We start from the raw sequence: 24,691 nt of genomic DNA on the forward strand, positions 1-24,691 counted from the left end.
GGCATGCTGGTCGGCTTCGCCGCCGATGGCCGCGCGCGAAAGGTGATCGGCATCGACGCCTCCTTCACCCCGGCGCAGACCAAGGCGCAGGTGCTCTCGATCGCACAGAACACGGCCAAGCTCGTCGAGCTCGGCAAGGATCTCGTCGCCGACGACGTCGTGCTGATCGAGGATTATGCTTATCCCGCCTACGGCGTGCCGTCGGAAGAAACCAAGGAGGCAATCCGCCTCACCGCGCGTCTCGAAGCCATGATCACCGACCCCGTCTACGAGGGCAAGTCGATGCAGGGCCTGATCGATCTCACGCAGAAGGGCTATTTCGAGAAGGGCGCAAAGATCCTCTACGCCAATCTCGGCGGCGCGCCGGCGCTGAACGGCTATGGATATGCGTTCCGGAACGGCTAGCGCGTCGGTGATGTGAGGCGGCGCGCACCTCCCGACGAGTGTCGTCCTGGCGAAAGCCAGGACCGATTACCCCGACTGCCAATTGTTGAAACACGCTGAGGCAGTCAGCGTGCCTTTTCCTACGGCCCGTGGCTATGGATCCCGGATCGGCGCTCCGCTTCGCTGCGCTTGTCCGGGATGACGGCGGAGGTGTGCCCGCGCCCTACCGCGTCCTGACGATCTGCAGCAGCTCGTCGCCGTAATGCTCGAGCTTCTTGTCTCCGATGCCGGGCACATTGCGCAGTTCGTCCAGCGTGGTCGGCCATGCGCGAACGATGCCGTCGATGGTGGCGTCATGCAGCACGACGTAGGCCGGCACGCCACGTGCGCGGGCAATGTCCGAGCGCCACGCTCGTAGCCGCGCGCGCAATTCAGGATCGACATCGCCCTGCGGCGCGTCGGCTGCCGGGGCCAGATCACCGCGGCGGGACTTGGCGCGGCTCGAACGGATCCGGACGCCGGGCGCCTCTTCGCGCAGCCACACTTCCGTTTCGCCCCGCAGCACGCCGCGCGACGAATCCGTCAGCTTCAGCGCGCCGAACGATTCGCTGTCACTCAGCAAATGTCCCATCGCCACGAGCTGCCGCAGCACCGTACGCCACTGCTTCTCGTTGAGCTCGCGTCCGATGCCGAAAACGGTGAGCTTGTCGTGACCGAACTGCGTCACCTTCTCGGTCAGGCGTCCGATCAGCACGTCGATGAGGTGCATCGCGCCGAAACGCTGCCCGGTGCGATAGGCACAGGATAGCAGTTTTTGCGCCAGCACCCTGCCGTCGCGCATTTTCGGCGGCGTCAGGCAATTGTCGCAATTGCCGCAGCCCTCGCCCATCACGATCTCGCCGAAATAGGCGAGCAGCCGCCGGCGCCGGCAGTGCGGCGTTTCGGCGAGGCCAACGAGCGCATCGAGCTTGCCAATCGAGACCCGCTTGAATTCGTCGGAGCCGCTCGACTCGTCGATCATGCGGCGCTGCTGCACGATGTCCGAGAGACCGTAGGCCATCCAGGCCGCCGACGGCTTGCCGTCGCGGCCGGCGCGTCCTGTCTCCTGGTAATAGGCCTCGATGCTCTTGGGTAGATCGAGATGCGCGACGAAGCGCACGTCCGGCTTGTCGATGCCCATGCCGAAGGCAATGGTCGCGACGATGACGATGCCGTCCTCGTTGAGGAAGCGGTCCTGGTTGCGCGAGCGCACGCTGCTGTCGAGCCCGGCGTGATAGGGCAATGCGGCAATGCCGGCGTCGTCGAGCGCCGCGGCGACCTCCTCGACCCGCTTGCGGGAGAGACAATAAACGACGCCCGCATCACCTGCGTGACGCCCCCGGATGAAATCCTTGAGCTGCGACACCGCGTTGCGCTTGTCGACGATCTCATAACGGATGTTGGGACGATCGAAGCTGGAGACGAAGTGCGGACTGTCTGCAAGCTGAAGCCGCTCGACGATCTCCTTGCGGGTCAATTCGTCGGCAGTCGCGGTCAGCGCGATGCGCGGCACGTCGGGAAAGCGCTCGGCGATGATCGACAGGCCGACATATTCGGGGCGGAAATCATGGCCCCATTGCGAGACGCAATGCGCCTCGTCGATCGCGAACAGCGCCACCTTCGCCCGCGCCAGCAGCGCCAGGCAGCGCGGCGTCAGCAGCCGTTCCGGCGCGACATAGAGCAGGTCGAGATCACCCACGATCAGGCGCCGCTCGATGTCGGAGGCTTCCTGCGGGGTCAGCGACGAGTTCAGCGCGGCCGCGTTGACCCCGGCTTCGAGCATGGCGGCGACCTGGTCGCGCATCAGCGCAATCAAGGGCGACACCACGACACCGCAGCCTTCGCGCAGCAGCGCCGGCAATTGATAGCACAGCGACTTGCCGCCGCCGGTCGGCATCAACACCAGGCAATTGCCGCCGCCGGTGACGTGCCGGATGATCTCGCCCTGCGCGCCGCGGAACCCGGGCAGGCCGAACACCGAACGCAGCACCGACAGCGCATCGCGGCCCTGGGCCGGCGCAGGCAGCGGAGCGGTGGAAGGAGAGGACATGGGCATGTCGGGGTGAGGCCGTGAGATTCGTCACAAGGCCAGTCGCATGACCGCGCAGGCGTGGCAAGGCTGTTTGCTCCGCAGGACGCCGCCTTCCACCCTTCGTGGGAAGAAAACTTTCTTACGCCCCGATCCTCCGCAGCGCTTCCGCGACCGTCACGATCGGCATGTCGCGCCTCGCGGCGGCCTGCAGCGCATGGCGCATCAGGTCCGGCGTGCAGCCATACGGGCTCGGCGCGTTGGCGACGTCATGACCGTAGAAGATCAGCCATCCGCCGCTCTCGACCGCCTCGTCGAAATAGCCATCGACACCCGTCGTATTGATCTCGCGATCGACCAGGGGCGAGGCCCGCAGGAACTGGAGATCGATGACGTCGCGATTGACGCCGGGAAGGATGCCGCGCGCCGAGCGGAAGGTCTTGGCGAGCTGCGGCTTGCGCCACACCGACGCGATGCCATAGGGGTAAGCAAAATTTTCGAGCGTGATCGAGGAATCGATGCCGCGAAAATGGCTGCGGTTTCGCTCGATCTCGCGGGCCATGGCGGTCTCGTCGAGATTGACCGCACTCTGGTGCGAGAAGGTGTGGCACGCAATCTCGTGCCCCGCCCGGTGAAGCCGCACGATCGCGTCGTTCGACAGGCCGTGCCAATGGTCCGAGGGACGATCGACCAGGCTGCCCGCGAGATAGAAGGTACCGCGGCCGCCATGCTGCTCCAGAAGCTCGGCGCCCTCGCCTGCGGCGCTATCGGGGGCATCGTCGAAGGTGAAGCTCACCATGGGCGCATGCGCGGGCAGACGGTGCGGCGCGGCACGAAAGTGCCGGGCCAGCCGATTGCTCACGCGTCCCTGGAGTGCCGACCACACGACTCGCATTTCCTGTCTGCCCCGCCGTCACTGAAGCATTCGTGCGCCGCTCGAGGCAAGCTACACACTTCGTTAGTCCTAACGTCGATGCCGTCGTCCCGACCTAACGTGCAAGCACCGACGCGTCGGTCCCCGCGCCGAGATATTGCAGCCAGTTCCGGAACAATGCCGCCGCGGCGCTGCCCGCGGCAATATCGGCACGCAAATTCAGCGCGGGCAGCTCGTTGCTGAGCGCGGGGTGGCGCTGGTGCCTTGCCTGTTTCTCGAAGCGGACCAGCTTCTCTTCGGTCGAAGCGTCAAAATAGCTCACGGGCAGATGCGGATAATTGTCGCGCTCACGCGCGAGATAACGGCCGATGTCGCGCAGATATTCACGCTGAAGCGACAGCGCGTCATATTCCGGATGGCCCTGGAAGAACACGAATCGGCTGGCATATTGGCGGACGAAGGTATCGACGCCGGCCTTTGCCGAACGCGTCAGCACCTGGTAGCCGGCCTCAACGAGGTCGCTCTCGGCGATCTCGTTGAGACGCGAATGCGAGACCTTGAGGGGAGCGGGCGCGGCCCGCGTCAGCGGATCCCTGGTCACGGCTTCGCAGTCGAAAATGCCGTGACATTTGGCCGGCAGCGGCCGCCGTTCGATGCGGTCGAGATGCAGCACCGCGGCATGCGCAGCGAGGCACGACCAGATCGTCGAGCGCGTGTTGACCTTGGCCCAGTCGATCAGCTCGGTGAGATCGCGCCAATACGGTTCCTGGTCGAGCTCAGGCGCGATCGGCTCGGCGCCGGTCACGATCAGGCCGTCGAACCTGTGGCGTCTGAGCTCGGTGAGTTCCGAGTATTCGCTCTCGACATGCCATCTCGCTTCCGGCGAGCGCTTCACCGAAGGCAGCGAGAAGCAGTGAAAGCGGATGCGGCGCGGACCTGCTGCGGCTTGCAGCAGCTTCATGAATTGCCGCTCGGTCGCCTTCAGCGCCGGATCCGGCATGTTGTTGATCAACCCGATCGTGAGCTCGGTGCCGCCGGGCTCGCGCGCCAGATCGCCCGCTCCCGGCACCAGCGCCGGGCTCGATATAGCTTGATCCCTGTCGATCAGGATCGTCATCGGCGCAGCCGCCTACTCCGCGGCCTGGAGGCGCGCGGACGGGCAGGCCTTTTCCAGTGCCTGATCGAGGTCCTCGATGATGTCCTGGCAATGCTCGATGCCGATCGACAAGCGGATCGTTTCCGGCAAAACGCCGGCGACCCGCTGCTGCTCCGCCGACATCTGCCGGTGCGTGGTCGAGGCCGGATGGCAGGCCAGCGACTTGGCATCGCCGATATTGACGAGGCGCGTGATCAGCTTCAGCGCATCGTAGAAGGACTTGCCGGCTTCCATGCCGCCCTTGATGCCGAAGGTGAACAGCGACGAGGCGTTGCCGTCGAGATATTTCTGCACCAGCGGATAATAGGGACTGTCCGGGAAGCCGGTGTAGTTGACCCAGGCCACGCGCGGATCCTTGCGCAGGAATTCGGCGACCTTGCGGGCGTTTTCGCAGTGGCGCTCCATGCGCAGCGCGACGGTTTCGATGCCCTGGAGCAGCAGGAAGGCGTTGAACGGCGACAGCACCGAACCCATGGTGCGCTGATAGATGCTGCGCGCGCGCTCGATATAGGCTGTGCGGCCGAAGCGCTCGGCATAGACGAGGCCGTGATAGGAGGCATCCGGCTTGTTGTAACCGGGGAAGCGGTCGGCGTGCTTGGCCCAGGGGAAATTTCCGGAGTCGACGATGGCGCCGCCGAGCGTGGTGCCGTGACCGCCCAGAAACTTGGTCAGCGAATGCACGGCGATGTCGGCGCCGTAATCGAACGGCTTGAGCAGGATGGGCGTTGCAACGGTATTGTCGACGATCAGCGGCACGCCGTGGGCGTGGGCGACCTTCGCCAGTGCTTCGATGTCGCAGACATTGCCGGCGGGATTGCCGATGGTTTCGGCGAACACGGCGCGGGTGTTCTCGTCGATCAGCCTTTCGATTGCCTCGGGCTTGTCGCTCTCGGCGAAGCGGCCGGTGATGCCCTGCCGCGGCAGGATGTGCGAGAGCAGCGTATGCGTGGTGCCATAGAGCTGCGGCACGGAAACGATGTTGCCGCCGTGATCGGCGACGTTGACGAAGGCGAAATGCAGCGCGGCCTGCCCGGTCGCGACCGCAAGCGCGCCGACGCCGCCCTCGAGCTCCGCGATACGCTTTTCCAGCACCGCGCTGGTCGGATTGGCGATGCGGCTGTAGCGATAGCCTTCGGTCTCGAGATTGAAGAGCGCCGCGCCGTGATCGGCGCTGTCGAAGGCGTAGGCCGCGGTCTGGTAGATCGGCACGGCAACCGCGTGCGTGGTGGCTTCGGGCTCGTAGCCGGCGTGAATAGCGATCGTCTCGTTGCGCATCGTGCCACCTCCGCGTGGAGCGGGCCGCACTTATTGGCCTGTATGAGGCATGTGCGTTGTCCGCCGTCCCTCTGTTAGAGGCGGGTGGTAAAGCGGACAATAATTCGTCTAGAGATCGAGGAAGTAACCCTAACGGTTGTTGGGGAATTGGCTAAAATTCAAGTCAAATTGGATTAATGAAGTTTTGCGGTTGGCGGCAGCGAACACGCTGCACTCCCTTCTCCCCTTGTGGGAGAAGGTGGCGCGAAGCGCCGGATGAGGGGTCTCTATCCATACGGCCAAGCTTGCGTTAGCGGAGAGAGACCCCTCACCCGTCTCGCCGCTGCGCGGCGAGCCACCCTCTCCCACAAGGGGAGAGGGAAACAACTTCGCTGCCCTATCAGTCCATCTGTTCCCACAGCCGATGGGCGAGCACGCCGGCGCGCTTCTCGATCGCGGCCGCTGCATCGAGCGCGAGATCCTCGCGATAGCGCCCGGCAATGAGCTGCACGCCGATCGGCTGGCCATCGTGCAGCGTCACCGGCACCACGGCGCCCGGCAGGCCCAGCACGTTGATCGCGGAGATGAAGCGGATCTCGCCCCAGAAAATCTCGCGCACGCGCTGGGGGCTGACAGTGTCCTCGCGCGGGCTAGGCGTCGGCTTCACCGTGGTCGGTGCCAGCACCACCGGATACTCCTCGAAGAACAATTGCCAGGCGCGAATGTGGCCGTTGCGCGCGGCGGTCGCCTGCATCCAGGCCTTGAGGTCGAGCACGTTGGCCTTGGCTTTCATGCCGCCCCACGCCTTGTGGAAGTCTTCCGACGTCACCTTCAGCATGCCGGCCTCCTGCATCACCATCGTCTCGTTGGTGATGATGTCGCACCAGGTCTGCCAGACGCCGTCGATGTCGGGCACATCGACCTCGCTGACGCGATAGCCGGAACGCTCCAGGTGATCGGCGGCCTGACGCAACGCCGCCGCGACGTGCGGATCGACGTCCATGTCTTCAGGAATCCTGGCGAGCGCGACCTTGATCGGCCCCTTCGGCTTCGGCCCGACCAGCGGCGCCGGTACCCACCAGGGATCGCGCGGATCGCGCTGGCTCATCACCTCCAGCGCGAGCCTGACGTCGGCGACGTGGCGGGCGAGCGGCCCCTGCGCCGACATCAGATGCGCCAGCATCGGCCGCTCGGCGGTTGCGCTTGCGTTGAAGGCCGGAATACGTCCCTGCGTCGGCTTGATGGTCGCAACGCCGTTGCAATGCGCCGGCCAGCGCAGCGAGCCGCCGATGTCGTTGCCGTGCGCGATGGTGCCTATGCCGGCGGCGACCGCCGAACCCGCACCGCCCGAGGAGCCGCCGCAGGTGATATTGGGATCCCAGGGATTGAGCGTCAGCCCGTGCAGGGGATTGTCGGTGAAGCCGCGGAAGGAGAATTCCGGCGTGTTGGTGAGGCCGATGATGATCGCGCCAGCCTTCTTCAGGTTGCGCACCACCGGCGAATCCGACGGCGCGATGAGGTCCTTGTTGGCGGGGACGCCATTGAAGTTCGGACGGCCCTCGTAGTCGACGTTCTCCTTGATCGTGATCGGTACGCCGTGCAGAAGGCCGAGCTCGCCGCCCTTCGCGCGCCGCTTGTCGGCCGCATGCGCCGCGGCCAGCGCCTCCTCAGAGAGATCGACGACAACCGCGTTCAGTCGCGGATTGACGGCCCGCATCCGCTCGAGATGCGCCTCGACGGTCTCGACCGCCGAGATGGCGCTGGAGCGGATGGCGGCTGCGGTCTCGACCGCCGACCATTGCCAGGCCGGGCCTTTTGGGCGGCGTGGTGCCGATGATTTGCGCGGAGCTGCCTGCTTGACCGGCTTGGTTGCAGCCTTCGCGACCTTGCCCTTGCGAACGGCGCTTGTCTTGCTGGAGGTCTTCGCTGCTTTCTTCGCAGCAGATTTCTTCCTGGTCGCCGTCTTCTTCGCCACGTCGCATCTCCTCACATTGCGCCGCGGAAGTTATGGAGGTCACGCCACCGTGTACAGGCGCGTTTCTGCATGGCGCGACTTCACGACGCGTTGTGGCGGCCGAAGGCGCGCGAGAGACGCTCATGCACCTTTGGGGCTTTTCCCACGACGCATGTACTGGTTGAATGATGGAATAAACTGCGGCCAGGTTGCCGCATCGCGACCGGGTTTTGACGCCGCCATTTGGACAGCGGCAATTGGAGCGGACACGGGGCTGATGGCGGAGAGAGTGGGATTCGAACCCACGGTACGGTTTCCCGCACACACGCTTTCCAAGCGTGCGCCTTAAGCCACTCGGCCATCTCTCCGGAGCGCACTCTCTTGAAGGGGCGCCGGTGATTTTGCAAGGGATCGCGGGGAAATCGGATGATTTTTCCGTAAGATATTGTACTTTATAGACAATATCAGGCGCCACGGCGACGCTTGGAACCGGCCGCCCGCTGAACCGGCGGCGGGTTTGGCGCGACGATTCACTCAAGACCGTCAAACACGTCCGGGGGCACCATGACCATCCGCAACACCATTGCCGCGCTGAGCCTGATTTGGGCCCTTGCCGCTGCCTTCGCCGGACCGGCCGCCGCCCAGGTCTGCACCCGGCACGGGGTTGATGTCAGCTGTGACGACGGACGGCGCGGGATGCTTTCGGGCGATGCCATCCTCTGGCCGGACGGCACGCGCTCGAGCGCGACGCCGCATCAAAGCGTCATCATCGGCCACAAGAGCTCAGTGCATGTCGGGCCCGGCGTGTTCGTCGGCCAGGGCAAGGGCATGGTGCCGCTCGACGATCCGAACGCGCCGAACAAGCGGCAGTGTGCGATTCTGGAGGGCGTGTCGTACTGCTATTGAGCCTGTCGTCTTCGCCCCTGCCCTCGCTGTAAAGAACGGGGGAGAAGAAGACTAGATCAACCGCACGCCTGAGATCGCCGACTTGAGCCAGCGCAGCGCTTGCGGCGGCTGGTTGGCGAGCGGCGCGACTGCAGCCTTCTCCGTCCGGCACTTCTCCAGTTCAGCGACGAAATCCGCCGACCATTGCTGGATGGTGTGGCCGCGCAGCTTCTTCATCATCGCATCCCAGCGCATCTTGCGCTCGGTGAGCGGCATCGCCGCCGCGACCGCGATCGCGCGCGCCATGCCGTCGATGTCATGCGGATTGACCAGCAGCGCGGCGTCGAGCTCGTTGGCCGCGCCGGCGAATTTCGACAGCACCAGCACGCCGGGATCAGCCGGATTTTGCGCAGCGACGTATTCCTTGGCGACAAGGTTCATGCCGTCGTGCAGCGGGGTCACCACGCCGATCTGCGCGGTGCGATAGAGGCCCGCGAGCACGGCCTGGCTAAAGCCCTTGTTGAGATAGCGGATCGGTGTCCAGTCGGCCTCGCCGTGGCGGCCGTTGACGTCGGACACGAGCCGCGCGACCTCGTTCTGCAAATTGCCATAGGCTTCGATGGCACCGCGCGAGGGATTTGCGATCTGTAGCAGCGAAATGCTGCGCGCAAAGTGCGGATGCTCGGTCCAGAGCCGATCGAACGCGCTGATGCGGTTGACGAGGCCCTTGGAATAGTCAAGCCGGTCGACGCCGATCGCGAGCCGCTCGCCGTTGAGACTGCGGCGCAGCCGCGACACGTCCGGATGCGACGCCGACTTCGCCGCGTATTGCGCGAACTTCTCGGCGTCGATGCCGATCGGAAACACCTCGCAGCGTGTTCGGCCATGCTGCGAGATCGCAACGCCGTCTTCGACGGCGAGGCCGAGTTCGCCCGCGACATAGCTGAGAAAATTCTGGCAATCGTCATTGGTCTGGAAGCCGATCAGGTCGTAGGCCAGCATCGCCGTGATCAGCTCACGATGATTGGGCACGCCCTGCATCACCGCGGCGACAGGCCATGGCGTATGGAGGAAGAAGCCGATCGGATCGTCGACGCCGAGATCCCGCAGCTCCGCACCGAGCGCGAGGAAATGATAATCCTGCACCCAGAACGCGGTTTGCGCTTTCCGGAAGCGCATCAAGGCGCGCGCCATGAAGGCGTTGACCTCGCGATAGCTGACATAGTCGTCGCGCGAGACGCGGATCAGATCGCTGCGCGAGTGCAGCGCCGGCCACAGCGCCGAATTGGCAAAGCCCTCGTAATAGCCGCCATAGTGCGCCGCCGGCAGGTCCAGCGTCGCAATCGCGCCCGAACCCAGTGCTTCGATCTCGGCAAACGGCTCCTTCTGATGACCGTCACGCACACGGCCCGAGGAACCCACCCAGATCGCGCCCGAATGTTCCACAACGGGTAGCAAGGCCGCCGCGAGACCGCCCGTCATGGGCTCATTGGGCTTGCCGCGCGCGACGCGATTCGAAACGACGACTAAGTTCACAGGTCGTCCCCTCCTGTTTCATTCCACCCCATTTAACTGCCGTTCATCAATATGGTTCCTGATCATCCTTTGCACCAATTGAAACCAAAATCGGGCGTGCGCGTTGGAACCGGTTTACCTCCAGGCAACCTGACGATTTCGCTACACAAAGCCGGATTTGGAACCGTGGCGCGCGCAGCATGAAGCGACGCGCTGGAGGAATTACGCACGCGATATGTGGCTCCGAGATGTCGGTGCCTTATTCCAACCTTGAGTCGTCGAGCAGCCGCGCAAGGAACGTGCGCACATCGTTCGGGGCGTCGAAGTGCCCGTTGACCCCCATAGCGCGGCGACCAACCGAAAAGGCGAGCCCATTCATGTCGGGCATGATCGCGAACACGGTTTCGTCGGTGACGTCATCACCGATGAAGATCGGACGGCGCCCCTTGAAAGGCTCGTGCTTCATCAACTCGCGCACGCCGGTCGCCTTGGTAAAACCGGAATGCTTGATCTCGCAAACGAACTTTCCGGGCAGCACCTCGATCGGCGCATTGGGCAGGTCGGCGCGGATCAGCGAAACGGCTTCGTAGATCGCTTTCTCCGCATGCGGCGCAAGGCGGTAGTGCAGCGCCAGCGAATAGCCCTTGTCTTCGAGCAGAATGCCGGGACTGAGCTTGGCCACCGCCGCGAGCCGCCGCTTCAGCTCCTTATCCAGCGGCGGCGCGCTGACGGCATCGGCTTCGTTGTCAATGGAAAGCCGCATCTCGGCGCCGTGGCCGGCGACGGCGCGAAAGACATCGGGCGCGAAGATCAGGTCGATGTCGTTGAGCGAACGCCCGCTGACCATCGCCAGCGCGCCCGACGTGCGCTCCGTCAGCCGGTTCAGCGTTTCCGACAGGCCTGGCGGCACCCACACCTCACGCGGCGTCGGCATCAGGTCGAGCAGTGTCCCGTCGATGTCGAGCAGGATCGCTGTTTCATTGAGATGCGGCACGAGTGCGTGGGGCACCGGCACCGCATCGGGCGCTTCATCGTCGACCATGGTGCGCTTTAGATCCAATTCAGCCAGTTCCGATTTCATAGTCTACTCCATGGACGCAAGCGGCCGCGCGATTTCTTCGAGCGATCTGCGTTCCGCCGAGATGGCATAGCGCCACGCCACGATCGCGGCCGCGATCATCAGGAACGCCCCCAGCAAATAGCCTGCGAACACGCTCGTGCGTGATCCCGTGTCGATCAGCGCCCCGAACAATGCGGGGCCGATCACGCCGCCGATGCCGGTGCCCACCGCATAGAACACCGCGATCGCGAGCGCGCGGACTTCCAAGGGAAAAGTCTCGCTGACGGTGAGATAGGCGGCGCTCGCGGCGGGCGAGGCAAAGAAGAAGATCACCATCCAGGCGATGGTCTGCCCTTGCGCGCTCAAGGCGCCGATCGAGAACAGATAACCCGACAGCGCCAGCAACACGCCCGACGCGCCGTAGGTGAACATGATCATGGTCCGGCGGCCGAGCGTATCGAACAGGCGGCCGAGCAGCAGCGGACCAAGGAAATTGCCGGCGGCGAAGGGAAGCAGATACCAGCCGACATGATCGGCGCTGATCCCGTAAAAATCGGTCAACACCAGCGCAAAGGTGAAGAAGATGGCGTTGTAGAAGAAGGCCTGCGCGATCATCAGCACGAGGCCGACCATCGCGCGCTGGCGATAGACCGAGAACAGCGTGTGCACCACCTCGCGGATCGGCGTGTGAGTCCGCATTTTCAGGCGGATCCTGGCGAAACGCGCGTGGCTCGTCTCCTGGCCGTGTCCGAGCACCGAGCGCTCGACCTCGTCGACGATCGCGTGGGCCTGGTCGGGACGGCCGTGGATCATCAGCCAGCGTGGACTCTCCGGAATCCACATCCGCATCAAGAGCACGACGAGGCCGATGGCCGCGCCGATGAGATAAGCGAGGCGCCAGCCGAGATCGGGGCCGATCACCGCGGGATCGAGCAGCACGATGGCCGCCACGGCGCCCATGGCGGCACCGATCCAGAAGCTGCCGTTGATGACGAGATCGGTCCAGCCGCGATAGCGCGCCGGCACCAGTTCCTGGATGGTCGAATTGATCGCAGTATATTCGCCGCCGATGCCGGCGCCGGTGAGGAAGCGAAACAGCGCGTAGCTCGCGACATTCCATGACAGAGCGGTCGCGGCCGTCGCCGAGAGATAGAGCGCGAGCGTGATGAAGAACAGCTTCTTGCGACCGATGCGATCGGTCAGCCAGCCGAAGCCGAGCGCGCCGAGCACCGCGCCCGCGAGATAGGCGGAATTGGCAATGCCGAGATCGAGATTGGAGAAATGCAGGGAGGGGCTTTGCTTCAGCGCGCCGGAGAGCGCGCCGGCCAAGGTCACCTCGAGGCCATCCAGAATCCAGGTGATGCCGAGCGCAAGCACGACGCGGGTGTGAAATCCGCTCCACGGCAGCGCGTCAAGCCGTGCAGGAATGCTGGTTTCGATGATGCGATCGGCCGCGGCCACCGTGGAGACCACAGGTCCATCGTTCGGCGCTGGGCTTCGCTGCAATTCCATCGCGTTGTTGCATCTGACCAATGGACATGGCCCCGGTTCACATGGCGTGGATGGGGGCGATCCGATCAAGGGGGTGCGGCATTCCGCCTGCCACCTGCGACAACGTCTGCGGCAGGGGCGGGTTCCAGCAGGAACGACCGCTGACGGCGCTGGTTTTCGGTGGAGCCGCAAGGAGTTGACGCATGGCTCATGCCAGAAAGACGACACATTCTCGCAAAACATCGGCGCGCAAGAGCACCAGACGCGCCGCACCGAAGCGCTGGTCACAGCGCGTGACGAAAGAGAGCGACGCGCTCGACCTCAAACAAGGCGTGTTCAAGCTGACCAGTGCGAAGGAGATCGCGGCTTCGTTGAAGCGCTCGGCCGAGCACAGCGCGCGTCGCAAGACCGGCGCCTACCGCTCGGCGCTGTCGATGCTGACGTTCTACATCAACCGCGCCGGCAAGACGCTGCCGCAGACGCAGCGCACGCGGCTGGAGCGGGCAAAGGTGGAGCTGAAGCGGGCGTTCGGGAGGGAGTGAGCGCCAGGTCGTCCTGGACAAGCGCAGCGCCGATCCAGGACCTATTACCCCAGGGAGCGGTTTGGCGATGACTCGGAGTTGGCAGTTCGCCCGGCAACTCCGCCTTGGGTAATGGGTCCTGGATCGGCGCTGCGCTTGTCCAGGACGACGGCGGAGGCGTGGCGCGAAGGTCGAGCGCTACGCCGCCCGGATATTCCCCATGAAGCGGTCGAGCTCGGCGCGCAGGCGGGTGCTTTCGGACGACAGCGTCTTGGCCGAATGCAGCACCTCTTCCGAGGCCGAGCCGGTTTCGGCGGCGCCGCGGTTGACCTGGCCGATGTCGGTGGCGGCGGTCTGAGTGCCCTGTGCGACGGTCTGGACGCTGCGCGCGATTTCCTGCGTCGCGGCGCCTTGCTGCTCCACCGCGCTCGCAATCGAGGTCGAGATCGACGAGATCTGGCCGATGGTGGCGCCGATCTCCTTGATCGCCGCAACCGACTCGGCCGTGGCGCCTTGCATGCCCGTGATGTGCGAGGAGATCTCGTCGGTGGCCTTCGCGGTCTGGCTCGCGAGCGACTTCACTTCGCTGGCGACCACTGCAAAGCCGCGGCCGGCTTCGCCGGCGCGTGCCGCCTCGATGGTCGCGTTCAGCGCCAGAAGATTGGTCTGCTCGGCGATCGCCGTGATGAGCTTGACGACTTCGCCGATCTGCTGGGCGGCATGCGAGAGCTTGCCGATGCGATTATCGGTCTCCTTTGCCTGCACCACGGCAGCTTCGGCAATGCGGCTGGAATCGCGGACCTGACGGCCGATCTCCTCGACCGAGGCCGAGAGCTCTTCGGTCGCGGTCGCGACCGACTGCATGTTGCTGGAGGCCTGCTCGGAGACGTCGGCGACCTGGCTCGACAGGCTCTGCGTGGTCTCGGCGGTGCGGGTCAGCGTCGAGGCCGCCGATTCCAGCTGCACGGCGGAAGCCGAGACGTTGGAGACGATGGCACCAACCGCGCTCTCGAAATCATCGGCGAAACGAATCAGCTCGGAACGACGGCTTGCGGCCTGCTCCCTGTTCTGAAGTTCGTTGGCGGCGGCATCGCGCTCGGCCTTGGCCACGGCCTGCACCTTGAATTCTTCGACCGCGCCGGCCATCTCGCCGATCTCGTCCCTGCGGCCGAGGCCCGGCAGCACGACGTCGAAATTGCCCGCGGCAAGCTCGCGCATCGCCTTGCACATCGCGATCATCGGACGCGAAATGCCGGTGCCGAGCAGGAAAGCGAGGACCGCGCCGAGCAGCGTACCGCCGACGGCCAGCATCAGCACCAGTTGCTCGGTCTTCCCGATGGTCGCTTCCGATTCGGACTCCAACCGCTGCTGCTCGGCAACGAGGTCCGCCTTCATGGTGGTGGCACCCTGAAGGATCGCGCTGGCCGAGCCGCTCATCTCGGTGACGAGCTCGTCGATCATCTTGGCGTTGGCGATCAGTTTCTCCAGCGATTCCCGATAGGCACCGAGCAATCCCTTGGCGTCCTTCAGGCCGGCGACGATCTTGTCGTCCATGGAATAGACCGCGTTGAGCGAGTTCTCGACGAATTTCAACCGCGCCAGCGCGCTGGTCGCGATCGCCTGGTCGGACGTCAGCACGAAATTGGTCGCCGCCCCGCTCGCGGTCTGGAATTGGGCGTTGACCTGCTTGGTCCCGAACTCGATCGCCTGCGCCTCGGAATCGGAGGCATTGTTGCCGATGTCGTCGAGCTTGTATTTCAGGAGGTTGGCGTTGCGCATGAGCTGGTTCTGCACCAGCAGCGCGCTGTCACGCTTGGCCTGGAGGACTTTCGCGAAGGTCGCGGAGAAGTTGGAAAACTCCTTGGCGAGCTTGTCCAGACTTTCCTGCCGCGCCGGCTTCTTGGCGCTCTTGACCGCCTGGTCGATGGCGCTCTTCAGGCCGGTCTCCGCGTCCAGCGCCGTCTTGGCGTCGTCCTCCTTGCCGGTGACGACGAAATATCTGACGGCCGAGCGATAGGCGAGCAGCTCCCGGTCGATGTTACGGGCGAGATCGGCCTCGGTGACACTGGTGCGGTAGGACCCGACCCCGGACGAGACCCGCTCGAAGCCAAAATAGGAGAAGGCCATGCTGCCGGCGGAGATCACCAGCACCGCGGCAAAGCCCAGAATGATCTTGGCGCGGAACCTGAGGGTCGGCATTATTGTGCGCTTCGACGACGACGCGATACGCCCGGACATTCCCACCCCCATTTTCATTCAGCCGAGATCCGGTGGCGCCCCGCCCCCTGACCTGGCTGCGCAAAACTAAGGCAGAATCGATAAGGGGCGGTAAATTCGGTGCGTCCGCAGAGCTTCCGGCTCTATCGGCCAAGGCGGACTGCAAAGGCGAGCCGGATAGGGATATAGAGGCTGGCATCCCAGCTGGCGCCCCGGAGCCGCAACCCGATCCGGCCGACTCGCCCCCCAAACCAATGTTGGGCATTCTGGATCAATGACTTTTCCATGACGCGGGCGGCCAAAATCGTAGTTGCAAAGTTCCGGGTCGCTGTCTCTAATTAGAAACAATCAAAATCGATCCCGGGAGGACTTCAACCGTGTCTACAGTCAAACTGACGGTGAACGGCAAGGCCGTTGCTGTCGACGTCGAGGACCGCACGCTGCTGGTTCAGCTGCTGCGCGACCACCTCAACCTCACCGGAACCCATGTCGGCTGCGACACCAGCCAGTGCGGCGCCTGCGTCGTCCATATGGACGGCAAGGCGATCAAATCCTGCACCATGCTGGCAGGACAGGCCGACGGCGCCAGCATCACCACGATCGAAGGCATCGCCAAGGGCGACGAGCTGCACCCGATGCAGGCGGCCTTCCGCGACAATCACGGCCTGCAGTGCGGCTATTGCACGCCGGGCATGATCATGTCGGCGATCGACATCGTGCACCGCTATGGTGGCCAGCTCGACGAGGCCACCGTCCGCCACGAGCTCGAAGGCAATATCTGTCGCTGCACTGGGTACCACAACATCGTCAAAGCCGTGCTGGATGCGGCAGGCCGCATGAAGGTCTCGCAGGCGGCCGAGTAAGCGGCCCGCCTCGAAACAAGAACGATCGCCGCCGCTTTCGAGGGAAAGCGCGGTCAAGACAAATTCCGGTCGGGAGGACCAGACATGGGCGTTGAAGGCATTGGCGCGAGCGTCGTGCGCAAGGAAGACAAGCGTTTCATTACCGGCAAGGGCCGCTACGTCGACGACATCAAATTGCAGGGCATGACCCATGCCCATTTCATCCGCAGCCCGCACGCGCATGCCAAGGTGAAGGGGATCGATCCCGCCGAGGCGCTGAAGATGCCGGGCGTGGTCGCTGTGCTGACCGGTCAGCAAATCGTCGACGACAAGGTCGGCAACCTGATCTGCGGCTGGGCCATCACCTCCAAGGACGGCAGCCCGATGAAGATGGGCGCATGGCCGGCAATGGCGCCGGAGACGGTGCGCTTCGTCGGTCAGGCCGTCGCAGTCGTGATCGCCGAGACCAAGAATCTCGCACGCGACGCGGCCGAAGCCGTGGTCGTGAACTACGAAGAGCTGCCCGCGGTCGCCGACGTCCACGCCGCGATCAAGTCCGGCGCGCCGCAGCTACATCCCGAAGCTCCAGGCAACCAGGTTTATGACTGGGTGATCGGCGACGAAGGCGCCACCGATGCGGCCTTCGCCAAGGCCGCCAACGTGGTGAAGCTCGACGTCACCAACAACCGTCTCGCGCCGAACGCGATGGAGCCGCGCGCGGCAATTGCCGATTACGATTCGGCGGAAGAGCATTTCACGCTCTACACGACGTCGCAGAATCCGCACGTCGCCCGCCTCGTGCTGTCGGCGTTCTACAACATTGCACCCGAGCACAAGCTGCGCGTGATCGCACCCGACGTCGGCGGCGGCTTCGGCTCCAAGATCTTCATCTATCCCGAAGAGATGGTGGCGCTGTGGGCCTCGAAGAAGGTCGGCCGCCCCGTCAAATGGACCGGCGACCGCACCGAAGCCTTCCTCACCGATGCGCATGGCCGCGACCACGTCACCCATGCCGAGATGGCGTTCGACGCCAACAACAAGATCACCGGGTTGAAGGTGAAGACTTACGCCAATTTCGGCGCCTACATGTCGCTGTTCTCGTCGTCGGTGCCGACCTATCTGTACGCGACGCTGCTGTCGGGCCAGTACAACATCCCGGCGATCCATGCCGAGGTGGTCGGGGTCTACACCAACACCACGCCGGTCGACGCCTATCGCGGCGCCGGCCGCCCCGAGGCGAGCTATCTGATCGAACGTCTGATGGAGACGGCGGCGCGGCAGTTGAAGGTCGATCCGGCCGCGCTGCGCCGGACCAACTTCATCACCCAGTTCCCGCACCAGACGCCGGTGATCATGGCTTATGACACCGGCGACTTTAACGCCTCGCTCGACGCCGCGATGAAGGCGATCGACTATGCCGGCTTTGCCGGGCGCAAGGCCAAGGCGAAGGCCGACGGCAAGCTGCGCGGCATCGGCGTGTCCTGCTACATCGAGGCCTGCGGCATCGCGCCGTCGAAGGCCGTCGGCAGCCTGGGCGCCGGCGTCGGTCTGTGGGAGTCCGCCGAAGTCCGCGTCAACCCGGTCGGCACCATCGAGGTCCTGACGGGATCACACAGCCACGGCCAGGGTCACGAGACCACGTTCTGCCAGCTCGTAGCCGAACGCCTCGGCGTTCCCATCAGTCAGGTCTCGATCGTCCATGGCGACACCGACAAGGTGCAGTTCGGCATGGGCACCTATGGCTCGCGCTCGGCCGCCGTCGGCCTCACCGCGATCCTGAAGGCCATGGAGAAGATGGAATCCAAGGCCAAGAAGATCGCCGCGCATGCGCTGGAAGCCTCGGAAGGCGACATCGTCATCGAGAACGGCGAGTTCAAGGTCGCCGGCACCGACAAGGCGATCGCCTTCCCGATGGTCGCACTCGCGGCCTATACCGCGCACAATCTGCCCGACGGGATGGAGCCGGGCCTGAAGGAAAGCGCCTTCTACGATCCGACCAACTTCACCTTCCCGGCCGGCACATATATCTGCGAGCTCGAGGTCGATCCCGGCACCGGCAAGACCTCCTTCGTCAACTTCGTCGCGGCCGACGATTTCGGCCGTTTGATCAACCCGATGATCGTCGAGGGCCAGGTCCATGGCGGTCTTGTGCAAGGCATCGGACAAGCGTTGCTCGAGCACGCGATCTACGACGCCAACGGGCAGCCGGTCACGGCCTCGTTCATGGACTACGCCATGCCGCGCGCCGACGACGTTCCCTCGTTCAACCTCTCCCACACCACGACGCTGTGCCCGGGCAATCCGCTCGGCATCAAGGGTTGCGGTGAGGCCGGTGCGATCGGGGCGTCAGCGGCCGTGATCAATGCGATCACGGATGCGATCGGCAAGAACAATCTGGAAATGCCCGCAACCCCGGACAGGGTGTGGCGCACGATCCACGCGGCTTAAGGGAGGAACGAAGATGTACCAGACCGTTTATCATCGCGCGTCCTCGGTTGACGAAGCCGTCAGCCTGTTCTCCAAGAGCAGCGAAGCCAAGTTCCTCGCCGGCGGCCAGACGCTGCTGCCGGTGATGAAGCAACGCCTCGCCAGTCCGTCCGACGTCATCGACCTCGGCAAGATCAAGGAGCTGCAGGGCGTCGAGCTCTCGGGCGACGTGCTGACCATCAAGGCCGGCACGACCTATTTCGACATCATGCAGAATGCCGACGTGAAGAAGGCGATTCCCGCAATTGCCTATCTCACTTCGGTGCTCGGCGACCCCGCCGTGCGCTATCGCGGCACGATCGGCGGCTCGATCGCCAACAACGATCCCGCCGCGGATTTTCCCGCCGCACTGCTCGCGCTCGGCGCCACCGTGAAGACCAACAGGCGGTCGATTACGGCGGATGACTTTTTCCAGGGCATGTTCACGACCGCGCTGGAGGAGGGCGAGCTCATCACCGCCGTGTCGTTCCCGGTTCCGGCGAAGGCTGGCTACGAAAAGATGCGCCATCCTGCGTCTCGCTTTGCGCTGACCGGCGTGTTCGTCGCGCAGACGAAGTCGGGCGAGGTTCGGGTGGCCGCCACCGGCGCCTCGCAAAGCGGCGTGATGCGGGTCCCGGCCATCGAAACGGCGCTGAAGGCGAACTGGTCACCGTCGGCGATCGACGGCGTGAGCATTTCGGCGAGCAATCTGCTGGCCGACATCCACGGCACGGCGGAGTACCGCGCCAACCTGATCAAGGTGATGGCGCAGCGCGCGGTGGCTGCCGCTCGCTGACCATCGGGCCTTAGCGCCTCGACGCAATTTTCCACGGCGCGCACTTCGGTGCGCGCCGTTTTATTTTAGCCACGCGACATGAAAACCGCTTGCCTCACTGGCGTGAAGGCGAGAAAAGTTAATCGGCCAATTAACTCGCCCCGCAGAGGAACGCCTTGGCGCTTGCCGACCATCGGCAATATGCGCCTTGGATCCGAGGAAACAAACACGTGCTCGATCAATCAGCCCAAAACTCCTCCGTCCGCACCTCCGGCCCGCTGTCGGGCTTCCGCATCGTTGAATTCGCCGGCATTGGACCGGGCCCGTTTGCCTGCATGATGCTGGCCGACATGGGCGCCGAAATCGTCACGCTCGATCGGGTCGGCGCCAGGAAGAACATGAAGTCGGTCGCAGGCCGCGGCCGCAAGGTGGTCGAGCTCGACCTCAAGGACCAGGCGGCGATCGCGGAGGTACTCGATCTGCTTGCGAATGCCGACGCGCTGGTCGAGGGTTTCCGTCCCGGCGTGATGGAGCGGCTCGGTCTCGGGCCTGACGTGGTGCTCGCGCGCAATCCAAAGCTGGTCTACGGCCGCATGACCGGCTGGGGCCAGCAAGGCCCGCTCGCCAATGCCGCCGGCCACGACATCAACTACATCTCCATCACCGGCGCGCTCGCCGCGATCGGCACGAAGGAAGCGCCGGTGCCGCCGCTCAACCTGGTCGGCGATTTCGGCGGCGGCGCGCTCTATCTCGTGGTCGGCGTGCTCGCGGCGCTGCTGGAGGCCTCGCGGTCAGGCAAGGGCCAGGTCGTCGATGCCGCGATGTGCGACGGCGCGGCATCGCTGATGTCGTTCTTCTTCGACATGACCACGCTCGGCCGCTGGACCGAAGGCCGCAACGAGAACTTTCTCGACGGCGGCGCACATTTCTACGGCGTCTACGAATGCGCCTGCGGCCATTTCGTCTCGATCGGCTCGATCGAGCCGCAATTCTACGCGCTGCTGCGCGAGCACGCCGGCCTGACCGACCCCGATTTCGATGCGCAGATGGACCGCAAGGCTTGGCCCGCGCTGAAGGAAAAACTGAAGACGGTGTTCAAGAGCAAAACGCGCGAGGACTGGTGCAAGATTATGGAAGGCACCGACATCTGCTTCGCGCCGGTGCTGACCATGTCGGAAGCGACCGAGCATCCGCACATGGTCGCCCGCAACGTCTTCGTCGAGCGCCACGGCGTGAAGCAGCCGGCGCCGGCGCCGCGCTTTTCGCGGACTCCATCGGCGGTGCGCGAGCCGGAAGTGGCGGAGATCGGCGCGGTGACCAAAGCCTGGAAGGCGGAGCGTTAAGTCCTCCGCTGTCGCATCACACTCCGGGTCGTCCTGGCCTAGTGCGCAATTGCGCACGGGGGCCAAGACCCATAGCCACCAACGCGGTTTGACGAAGACTCGGAGTTACCAGTTCGCCCAATGACCGCTCCCTGGGGTAATTGGTCCTGGCTTTCGCCAGGACGACGGCGGCACTTAATGCCACCGCGTTCCAGACAACGGCCGCCTACGCCGCATCCACCTTCAGCACCCCGCGCCGGATCTGGTCCTCCTCGATCGATTCGAACAGCGCCTTGAAATTGCCTTCGCCGAAACCGTCGTCGCCCTTGCGCTGGATGAACTCGAAGAAGATCGGGCCGATCGCGTTGGCCGAGAAGATCTGCAGCAGCACCTTGGTCTGGCCGCCGTCGACCACGCCTTCGCCGTCGATCAGGATGCCGTTCTTCTGCAGCCGCGCGATGTCCTCGCCATGCTTCGGCAACCGCGCGTCGATCCGCTCGAAATAGGTCGCGGGCGGCGCTGGCATGAAGGGCAGACCGGCCTCGCGCAAGTCCTCGATGGTGCGGTAGATGTCGCGGCAGCCGCAGGCGATGTGCTGGATGCCCTCGCCGCGATAGATATTGAGATATTCCTCGATCTGCCCGGAATCGCCGGCGTCCTCGTTGATCGGAATCCGGATCTTGCCGTCGGGGCTGGTCAGCGCGCGCGAGAACAGGCCCGAGGCGCGGCCCTCGATGTCGAAGAAGCGGATCTGGCGGAAATTGAAGAGCTTCTCGTAGAAGCCCGTCCACACGTCCATGCGGCCGCGGTGGACGTTGTGGGTGAGGTGATCGAGATAGAACAGGCCGGCGCCGGCAGGACGCGGATCGCGCGCACCCAGCCATTCGAACTCGCTGTCATAGGCCGATCCCTTGGCGCCATAGCGATCAGCGAAATAGAGCAGGCTGCCGCCGATGCCCTTGATCGCGGGGACGTCGAGCGTCTTCTGCGCGGAGGACGCATCGGCAGGTTCGGCACCGAGCGAAATCGCGCGGTCATAGGCCTTCTTCGCATCGACGACGCGAAACGCCATCGACGGCGCACAGCGGCCGTGCGCGGCGACGAAATCGTGACCCTGGGTGCCGGGCTCCTCGTTGACGAGGTAATTGATGTCGCCCTGGCGATAAACCGTGATCTTCTTCGTTCTGTGCCGCGCGACGGGCACATAGCCCATCAGCTTGAACAAGGCGTGCAGCTCTTGCGGATTGGGATGCGCATATTCGACGAACTCGAACCCGTCGGTGCCCATCGGATTCTCGGCGCTGATCGTGGCCGGCGGTGCATCGTGCGGAAACGGACCCATGGTGTTCTCCCAAATTGCTGCTAGGAACTATCCTTCATGGGACGCGCAAGGGGCGTGCAAATGAGACGGCTTTTGACTAACATATGCACAGTTTGTGCATGAAGTGGGTGAAACGCGCATGACTTTGGTGGATGCCTTCGACCTCAAGATCCTGGGCGCGCTCCAGGACGACGGCCGTCTCACCAACCAGGAGCTCGCCGACCTCGCCGGGCTCTCGGCCTCGCAATGCTCGCGGCGACGGATGCGGCTGGAAGAGGAGAAGGTCATTGCGGGCTATCATGCCGATCTCTCCAGCGAGGCGCTCGGCTTCGGCGTGGTCGCCTTCATCCAGGTGACGCTGGCGACCCACTCGCCGGACAATTCCAAGCGGTTTCGGACTCTGGTCAACCGCATCGACGAGATCCAGGAGGCCTACTCGCTGACAGGCGACGCCGACTACGTGCTCAAGGCCGTGCTGCACGACCTCAAGGGCCTCTCCAACCTCGTCAACGACGTGCTGATGCCGCACCAGAGCGTCGCGCATGTGCGCTCCTCGATCGTGCTCGACAGGCTGAAGGAAAGCACGCGTCTGCCGCTGAAGGAAATCAAGCCCGGCTGAAATCGAGGGAAATCCGGCATTCGCGCTGCGCGCGCGATCTGCGATGATCCCGGCCAATCTGCGGAGATTGAGCCATGGCCCTCCAGCTTCGACCGAACTGCGAATATTGCGACCGCGATCTGCCCCCGAACGCAACCGATGCGCGGATCTGTTCCTATGAATGCACGTTCTGTGCGGACTGCGTGGAGACGAAACTCTCCAACGTCTGCCCGAACTGCGGCGGCGGTTTTGCGCCGCGCCCGATCAGGCCCACGCAGGAATGGCGACCGGGCGTGTGCACGACCAACCAGGCGCCGTCGGACAAGCGGGTGCATCTGAAGTACAGTCTGGAGGACGTCGCGACGCATTGCGCGCGGTTACGTGAGGTGCCGCCGGAGAAGCGGTAGACTCTCACCATGTCATTGCGAGGAGCCCTTGCGACGAAGCAATCCAGACTGCCACTGCGGAAAGACTCTGGATTGCTTCGCTACGCTCGCAATGACGGAGAATGTGGATAGAGGTCGCATCGCTTCCCAGCAATCACTCCGCCGGCAAAATCGTCCCCTCGACCTCGCCAAAACCAACGCGATAGCCTTCGCCCTGGCACCAGCCGCGCATGACGAGGCTGTCGCCGTCTTCCAGGAACGACCGCTTGGCGCCGCCGGGCAATTCGATCGGCTCGGTGCCGTTCCAGCTGATCTCCAGCAGGCTGCCGCGCTGGTTCTTCTCCGGACCGGAAATGGTGCCGCTGCCGAGGAGATCGCCGACATTCATGGCGCAGCCGGAGGAGGCGTGGTGCATCAGCTGCTGCACCGACGACCAGTACATGTATTTGAAATTGGTGCGGCTGATGCCGGCGGGCGCGTTGGCTCCGGCGGCGCGCAAGGAGACGTCGAGTTCGAGATCGTAGTTCTGCGGCTTGCCCTGCTTGAGGTAGTCGAGCGGCACCGGCTCCTGCTGCGGCCCGTTGAGGCGGAATGGCTCCAGCGCCTCGCGCGTCACCACCCACGGACTGATCGAGGTCGCGAACGCCTTGGCGAGGAACGGCCCGAGCGGCACATATTCCCATTGCTGGATATCGCGCGCGCTCCAGTCGTTGAGCAGCACGAAGCCGAAGATCATCTCCTCGGCTTGCGGCTCCGTGAGCATGCCGCCCATTGGCGACGGCTGGCCGACCACCACGCCCATCTCCAGCTCGAAATCGAGCCGCTTGCACGGTCCGAAGCTCGGCGCCTCCACATTCGGCGGCTTGAGCTGCCCGCGCGGGCGCTTCACCTTCGTGCCGGAGACCACGACAGTCGAGGCACGGCCGTTGTAAGCGATCGGCATATGCAGCCAATTCGGCTGCAGTGCATTGTCCTTGCCACGGAACATGACGCCGACATTGGTGGCGTGTTCTTTCGACGAATAGAAATCGGTGTAGCCGGAGACCGCAAACGGCAGATGCAATCTTGCGTCGCGTATCGGCACCAAGGCCTGCTTGCGCAACTCCTCGTTGTCGCGCAGCTCGGGATGATCGGCGCGCAGGAGTTCGCTGATCCGCGCCCGCGTCTTCGTCCAGACCTTTGGCCCCAAGGCCATGAAAGCATTGAGCGACGGCGTCGAGAACACGCCGAGCGGCCCCACGTCGAGCCGCGAGTCCTGCTCAAGCTCCCAGAGATCGAGCACATAGTCGCCGATCGCCACGCCGACGCGCGGCGTCGGATTGGCCGCGGTCGAGAACACACCATAAGGCAGGTTCTGGATCGGAAAATCGGAGGCGGGATCGACGCCGATGAAGGAGCGGAGGCTGGGGTCGTTGGGATGGGGCATCACTTGGCTCGGTCTTTCCCTTCTCCCCTTGTGGGAGAAGGTGGCGCGAAGCGCCGGATGAGGGGTATCTGTCCGCGAGTCCGAAGGAGAGGTTCACGCGCGGATAGAACCCCTCACCCGTCTCGCCGCTATGCGGCGAGCCACCCTCTCCCACAAGGGGAGAGGGTAAGAAGCTT

The 24,691-nt window shown here is 64.3% G+C and carries 20 protein-coding genes and 1 tRNA gene; 9 read left to right on the forward strand and 12 right to left on the reverse strand.

Translation table 11 applies throughout. The features are described 5' to 3' along the window. Positions 1-405, forward strand: a 405-nt coding sequence (locus IVB32_RS22190) for a pyridoxal-phosphate dependent enzyme (RefSeq protein ID WP_247411438.1), incomplete at its 5' end; no start/stop codon positions are given. A 202-nt stretch (positions 406-607) separates the two neighbouring features. Here the strand turns inward: IVB32_RS22190 and recQ are convergent. The 6 genes from recQ to IVB32_RS22220 form a co-directional block, all read right to left on the reverse strand. Then, positions 608-2,473: a DNA helicase RecQ gene (recQ, locus tag IVB32_RS22195; protein ID WP_018452866.1), complete on the reverse strand. Its 1,866-nt coding sequence runs from the start codon at positions 2,471-2,473 to the stop codon at positions 608-610. Positions 2,474-2,594: 121 nt separating this feature from the next. Next, positions 2,595-3,338: a polysaccharide deacetylase family protein gene (locus IVB32_RS22200; protein WP_026232410.1), complete on the reverse strand. Its 744-nt coding sequence runs from the start codon at positions 3,336-3,338 to the stop codon at positions 2,595-2,597. 103 nt (positions 3,339-3,441) lie between these two features. Then, entirely contained in the window at positions 3,442-4,443 is a 1,002-nt protein-coding gene (locus IVB32_RS22205; RefSeq protein ID WP_018452864.1) for a homoserine O-succinyltransferase, read from the reverse strand. A 12-nt stretch (positions 4,444-4,455) separates the two neighbouring features. Continuing rightward, on the reverse strand, positions 4,456-5,757 hold the full coding sequence (locus tag IVB32_RS22210; protein ID WP_085348411.1) for an O-acetylhomoserine aminocarboxypropyltransferase/cysteine synthase family protein: 1,302 nt from the start codon (positions 5,755-5,757) through the stop codon (positions 4,456-4,458). A gap of 379 nt (positions 5,758-6,136) precedes the next feature. Then, positions 6,137-7,711 carry an amidase family protein gene (locus IVB32_RS22215; protein WP_018452862.1) on the reverse strand — a complete coding sequence of 525 codons (1,575 nt, stop codon included), beginning with the start codon at positions 7,709-7,711 and terminating at the stop codon, positions 6,137-6,139. Between the two features lie 257 nt (positions 7,712-7,968). Then, a tRNA-Ser gene (locus IVB32_RS22220) sits at positions 7,969-8,058 on the reverse strand. Positions 8,059-8,254: 196 nt separating this feature from the next. Here IVB32_RS22220 and IVB32_RS22225 point away from each other — a divergent pair. Further along, complete coding sequence (locus IVB32_RS22225; RefSeq protein WP_018452861.1) at positions 8,255-8,596, forward strand: hypothetical protein; 342 nt, start codon at positions 8,255-8,257, stop codon at positions 8,594-8,596. Positions 8,597-8,647: 51 nt separating this feature from the next. Here the strand turns inward: IVB32_RS22225 and IVB32_RS22230 are convergent, their stop codons facing one another. The 3 genes from IVB32_RS22230 to IVB32_RS22240 all read right to left on the reverse strand — a co-directional run bounded on the left by IVB32_RS22230 (position 8,648) and on the right by IVB32_RS22240 (position 12,662). After that, complete coding sequence (locus IVB32_RS22230; RefSeq protein ID WP_018452860.1) at positions 8,648-10,111, reverse strand: trehalose-6-phosphate synthase; 1,464 nt, start codon at positions 10,109-10,111, stop codon at positions 8,648-8,650. Between the two features lie 238 nt (positions 10,112-10,349). Then, positions 10,350-11,171 carry a trehalose-phosphatase gene (gene otsB, locus IVB32_RS22235; RefSeq protein ID WP_018452859.1) on the reverse strand — a complete coding sequence of 274 codons (822 nt, stop codon included), beginning with the start codon at positions 11,169-11,171 and terminating at the stop codon, positions 10,350-10,352. Between the two features lie 3 nt (positions 11,172-11,174). After that, a complete protein-coding gene (locus IVB32_RS22240; RefSeq protein WP_026232409.1) occupies positions 11,175-12,662 on the reverse strand; it encodes an MFS transporter in 1,488 nt (495 codons plus the stop codon). Between the two features lie 182 nt (positions 12,663-12,844). On the opposite strand from IVB32_RS22240, the gene IVB32_RS22245 reads away from it, so the two are divergent. After that, positions 12,845-13,183: a DUF3175 domain-containing protein gene (locus tag IVB32_RS22245; protein WP_018452857.1), complete on the forward strand. Its 339-nt coding sequence runs from the start codon at positions 12,845-12,847 to the stop codon at positions 13,181-13,183. A 177-nt stretch (positions 13,184-13,360) separates the two neighbouring features. On the opposite strand, the gene IVB32_RS22250 is transcribed toward IVB32_RS22245, so the two are convergent. Beyond that, positions 13,361-15,400 carry a HAMP domain-containing methyl-accepting chemotaxis protein gene (locus tag IVB32_RS22250; RefSeq protein ID WP_247338801.1) on the reverse strand — a complete coding sequence of 680 codons (2,040 nt, stop codon included), beginning with the start codon at positions 15,398-15,400 and terminating at the stop codon, positions 13,361-13,363. A 356-nt stretch (positions 15,401-15,756) separates the two neighbouring features. On the opposite strand from IVB32_RS22250, the gene IVB32_RS22255 reads away from it, so the two are divergent. The 4 genes from IVB32_RS22255 to IVB32_RS22270 all read left to right on the forward strand — a co-directional run bounded on the left by IVB32_RS22255 (position 15,757) and on the right by IVB32_RS22270 (position 20,805). Then, positions 15,757-16,242: a (2Fe-2S)-binding protein gene (locus IVB32_RS22255; protein WP_026233199.1), complete on the forward strand. Its 486-nt coding sequence runs from the start codon at positions 15,757-15,759 to the stop codon at positions 16,240-16,242. Positions 16,243-16,326: 84 nt separating this feature from the next. Then, positions 16,327-18,669, forward strand: a complete 2,343-nt coding sequence (locus tag IVB32_RS22260) for a xanthine dehydrogenase family protein molybdopterin-binding subunit (protein ID WP_018456580.1) — start codon at positions 16,327-16,329, stop codon at positions 18,667-18,669. A 13-nt stretch (positions 18,670-18,682) separates the two neighbouring features. Beyond that, positions 18,683-19,483 (forward strand): xanthine dehydrogenase family protein subunit M, encoded by an 801-nt coding sequence (locus tag IVB32_RS22265; RefSeq protein ID WP_018456581.1) that lies wholly within the window; start codon positions 18,683-18,685, stop codon positions 19,481-19,483. A 209-nt stretch (positions 19,484-19,692) separates the two neighbouring features. Continuing rightward, positions 19,693-20,805, forward strand: a complete 1,113-nt coding sequence (locus IVB32_RS22270) for a CaiB/BaiF CoA-transferase family protein (RefSeq protein WP_026233200.1) — start codon at positions 19,693-19,695, stop codon at positions 20,803-20,805. Between the two features lie 205 nt (positions 20,806-21,010). On the opposite strand, the gene hppD is transcribed toward IVB32_RS22270, so the two are convergent. Next, positions 21,011-22,126 (reverse strand): 4-hydroxyphenylpyruvate dioxygenase, encoded by a 1,116-nt coding sequence (gene hppD, locus IVB32_RS22275; protein WP_247298118.1) that lies wholly within the window; start codon positions 22,124-22,126, stop codon positions 21,011-21,013. A 118-nt stretch (positions 22,127-22,244) separates the two neighbouring features. Here hppD and IVB32_RS22280 point away from each other — a divergent pair, with 118 nt between their 5' ends. Both IVB32_RS22280 and IVB32_RS22285 read left to right on the forward strand, forming a co-directional pair. Next, positions 22,245-22,724: an Lrp/AsnC family transcriptional regulator gene (locus tag IVB32_RS22280; RefSeq protein ID WP_018456584.1), complete on the forward strand. Its 480-nt coding sequence runs from the start codon at positions 22,245-22,247 to the stop codon at positions 22,722-22,724. Positions 22,725-22,798: 74 nt separating this feature from the next. Continuing rightward, the gene (locus IVB32_RS22285) at positions 22,799-23,110 is read left to right on the forward strand and encodes a DUF1272 domain-containing protein (RefSeq protein ID WP_018456585.1); all 312 of its coding nucleotides are present in this window, start codon (positions 22,799-22,801) and stop codon (positions 23,108-23,110) included. A 133-nt stretch (positions 23,111-23,243) separates the two neighbouring features. On the opposite strand, the gene fahA is transcribed toward IVB32_RS22285, so the two are convergent. Beyond that, entirely contained in the window at positions 23,244-24,515 is a 1,272-nt protein-coding gene (fahA, locus tag IVB32_RS22290) for a fumarylacetoacetase (protein WP_026233201.1), read from the reverse strand. Between the last annotated feature and the right edge of the window lie 176 nt (positions 24,516-24,691).

It is taken from the genome of Bradyrhizobium sp. 23, from assembly GCF_023073295.1.
Classification (GTDB): domain Bacteria; phylum Pseudomonadota; class Alphaproteobacteria; order Rhizobiales; family Xanthobacteraceae; genus Bradyrhizobium; species Bradyrhizobium canariense_D.

Bases quoted from the DNA above. Each gene is read 5' to 3' on its own strand.
- IVB32_RS22245 (WP_018452857.1), top strand. From the start codon at position 12,845: ATGGCTCATGCCAGAAAGACGACACATTCTCGCAAAACATCGGCGCGC.
- IVB32_RS22210 (WP_085348411.1), bottom strand. From the start codon at position 5,757: ATGCGCAACGAGACGATCGCTATTCACGCCGGCTACGAGCCCGAAGCC.
- IVB32_RS22280 (WP_018456584.1), top strand. From the start codon at position 22,245: ATGACTTTGGTGGATGCCTTCGACCTCAAGATCCTGGGCGCGCTCCAG.
- IVB32_RS22250 (WP_247338801.1), bottom strand. From the start codon at position 15,400: ATGTCCGGGCGTATCGCGTCGTCGTCGAAGCGCACAATAATGCCGACC.
- IVB32_RS22260 (WP_018456580.1), top strand. From the start codon at position 16,327: ATGGGCGTTGAAGGCATTGGCGCGAGCGTCGTGCGCAAGGAAGACAAG.
- hppD (WP_247298118.1), bottom strand. From the start codon at position 22,126: ATGGGTCCGTTTCCGCACGATGCACCGCCGGCCACGATCAGCGCCGAG.
- IVB32_RS22285 (WP_018456585.1), top strand. From the start codon at position 22,799: ATGGCCCTCCAGCTTCGACCGAACTGCGAATATTGCGACCGCGATCTG.
- fahA (WP_026233201.1), bottom strand. From the start codon at position 24,515: ATGCCCCATCCCAACGACCCCAGCCTCCGCTCCTTCATCGGCGTCGAT.
- IVB32_RS22205 (WP_018452864.1), bottom strand. From the start codon at position 4,443: ATGACGATCCTGATCGACAGGGATCAAGCTATATCGAGCCCGGCGCTG.
- IVB32_RS22225 (WP_018452861.1), top strand. From the start codon at position 8,255: ATGACCATCCGCAACACCATTGCCGCGCTGAGCCTGATTTGGGCCCTT.
- recQ (WP_018452866.1), bottom strand. From the start codon at position 2,473: ATGTCCTCTCCTTCCACCGCTCCGCTGCCTGCGCCGGCCCAGGGCCGC.
- otsB (WP_018452859.1), bottom strand. From the start codon at position 11,171: ATGAAATCGGAACTGGCTGAATTGGATCTAAAGCGCACCATGGTCGAC.
- IVB32_RS22240 (WP_026232409.1), bottom strand. From the start codon at position 12,662: ATGGAATTGCAGCGAAGCCCAGCGCCGAACGATGGACCTGTGGTCTCC.
- IVB32_RS22265 (WP_018456581.1), top strand. From the start codon at position 18,683: ATGTACCAGACCGTTTATCATCGCGCGTCCTCGGTTGACGAAGCCGTC.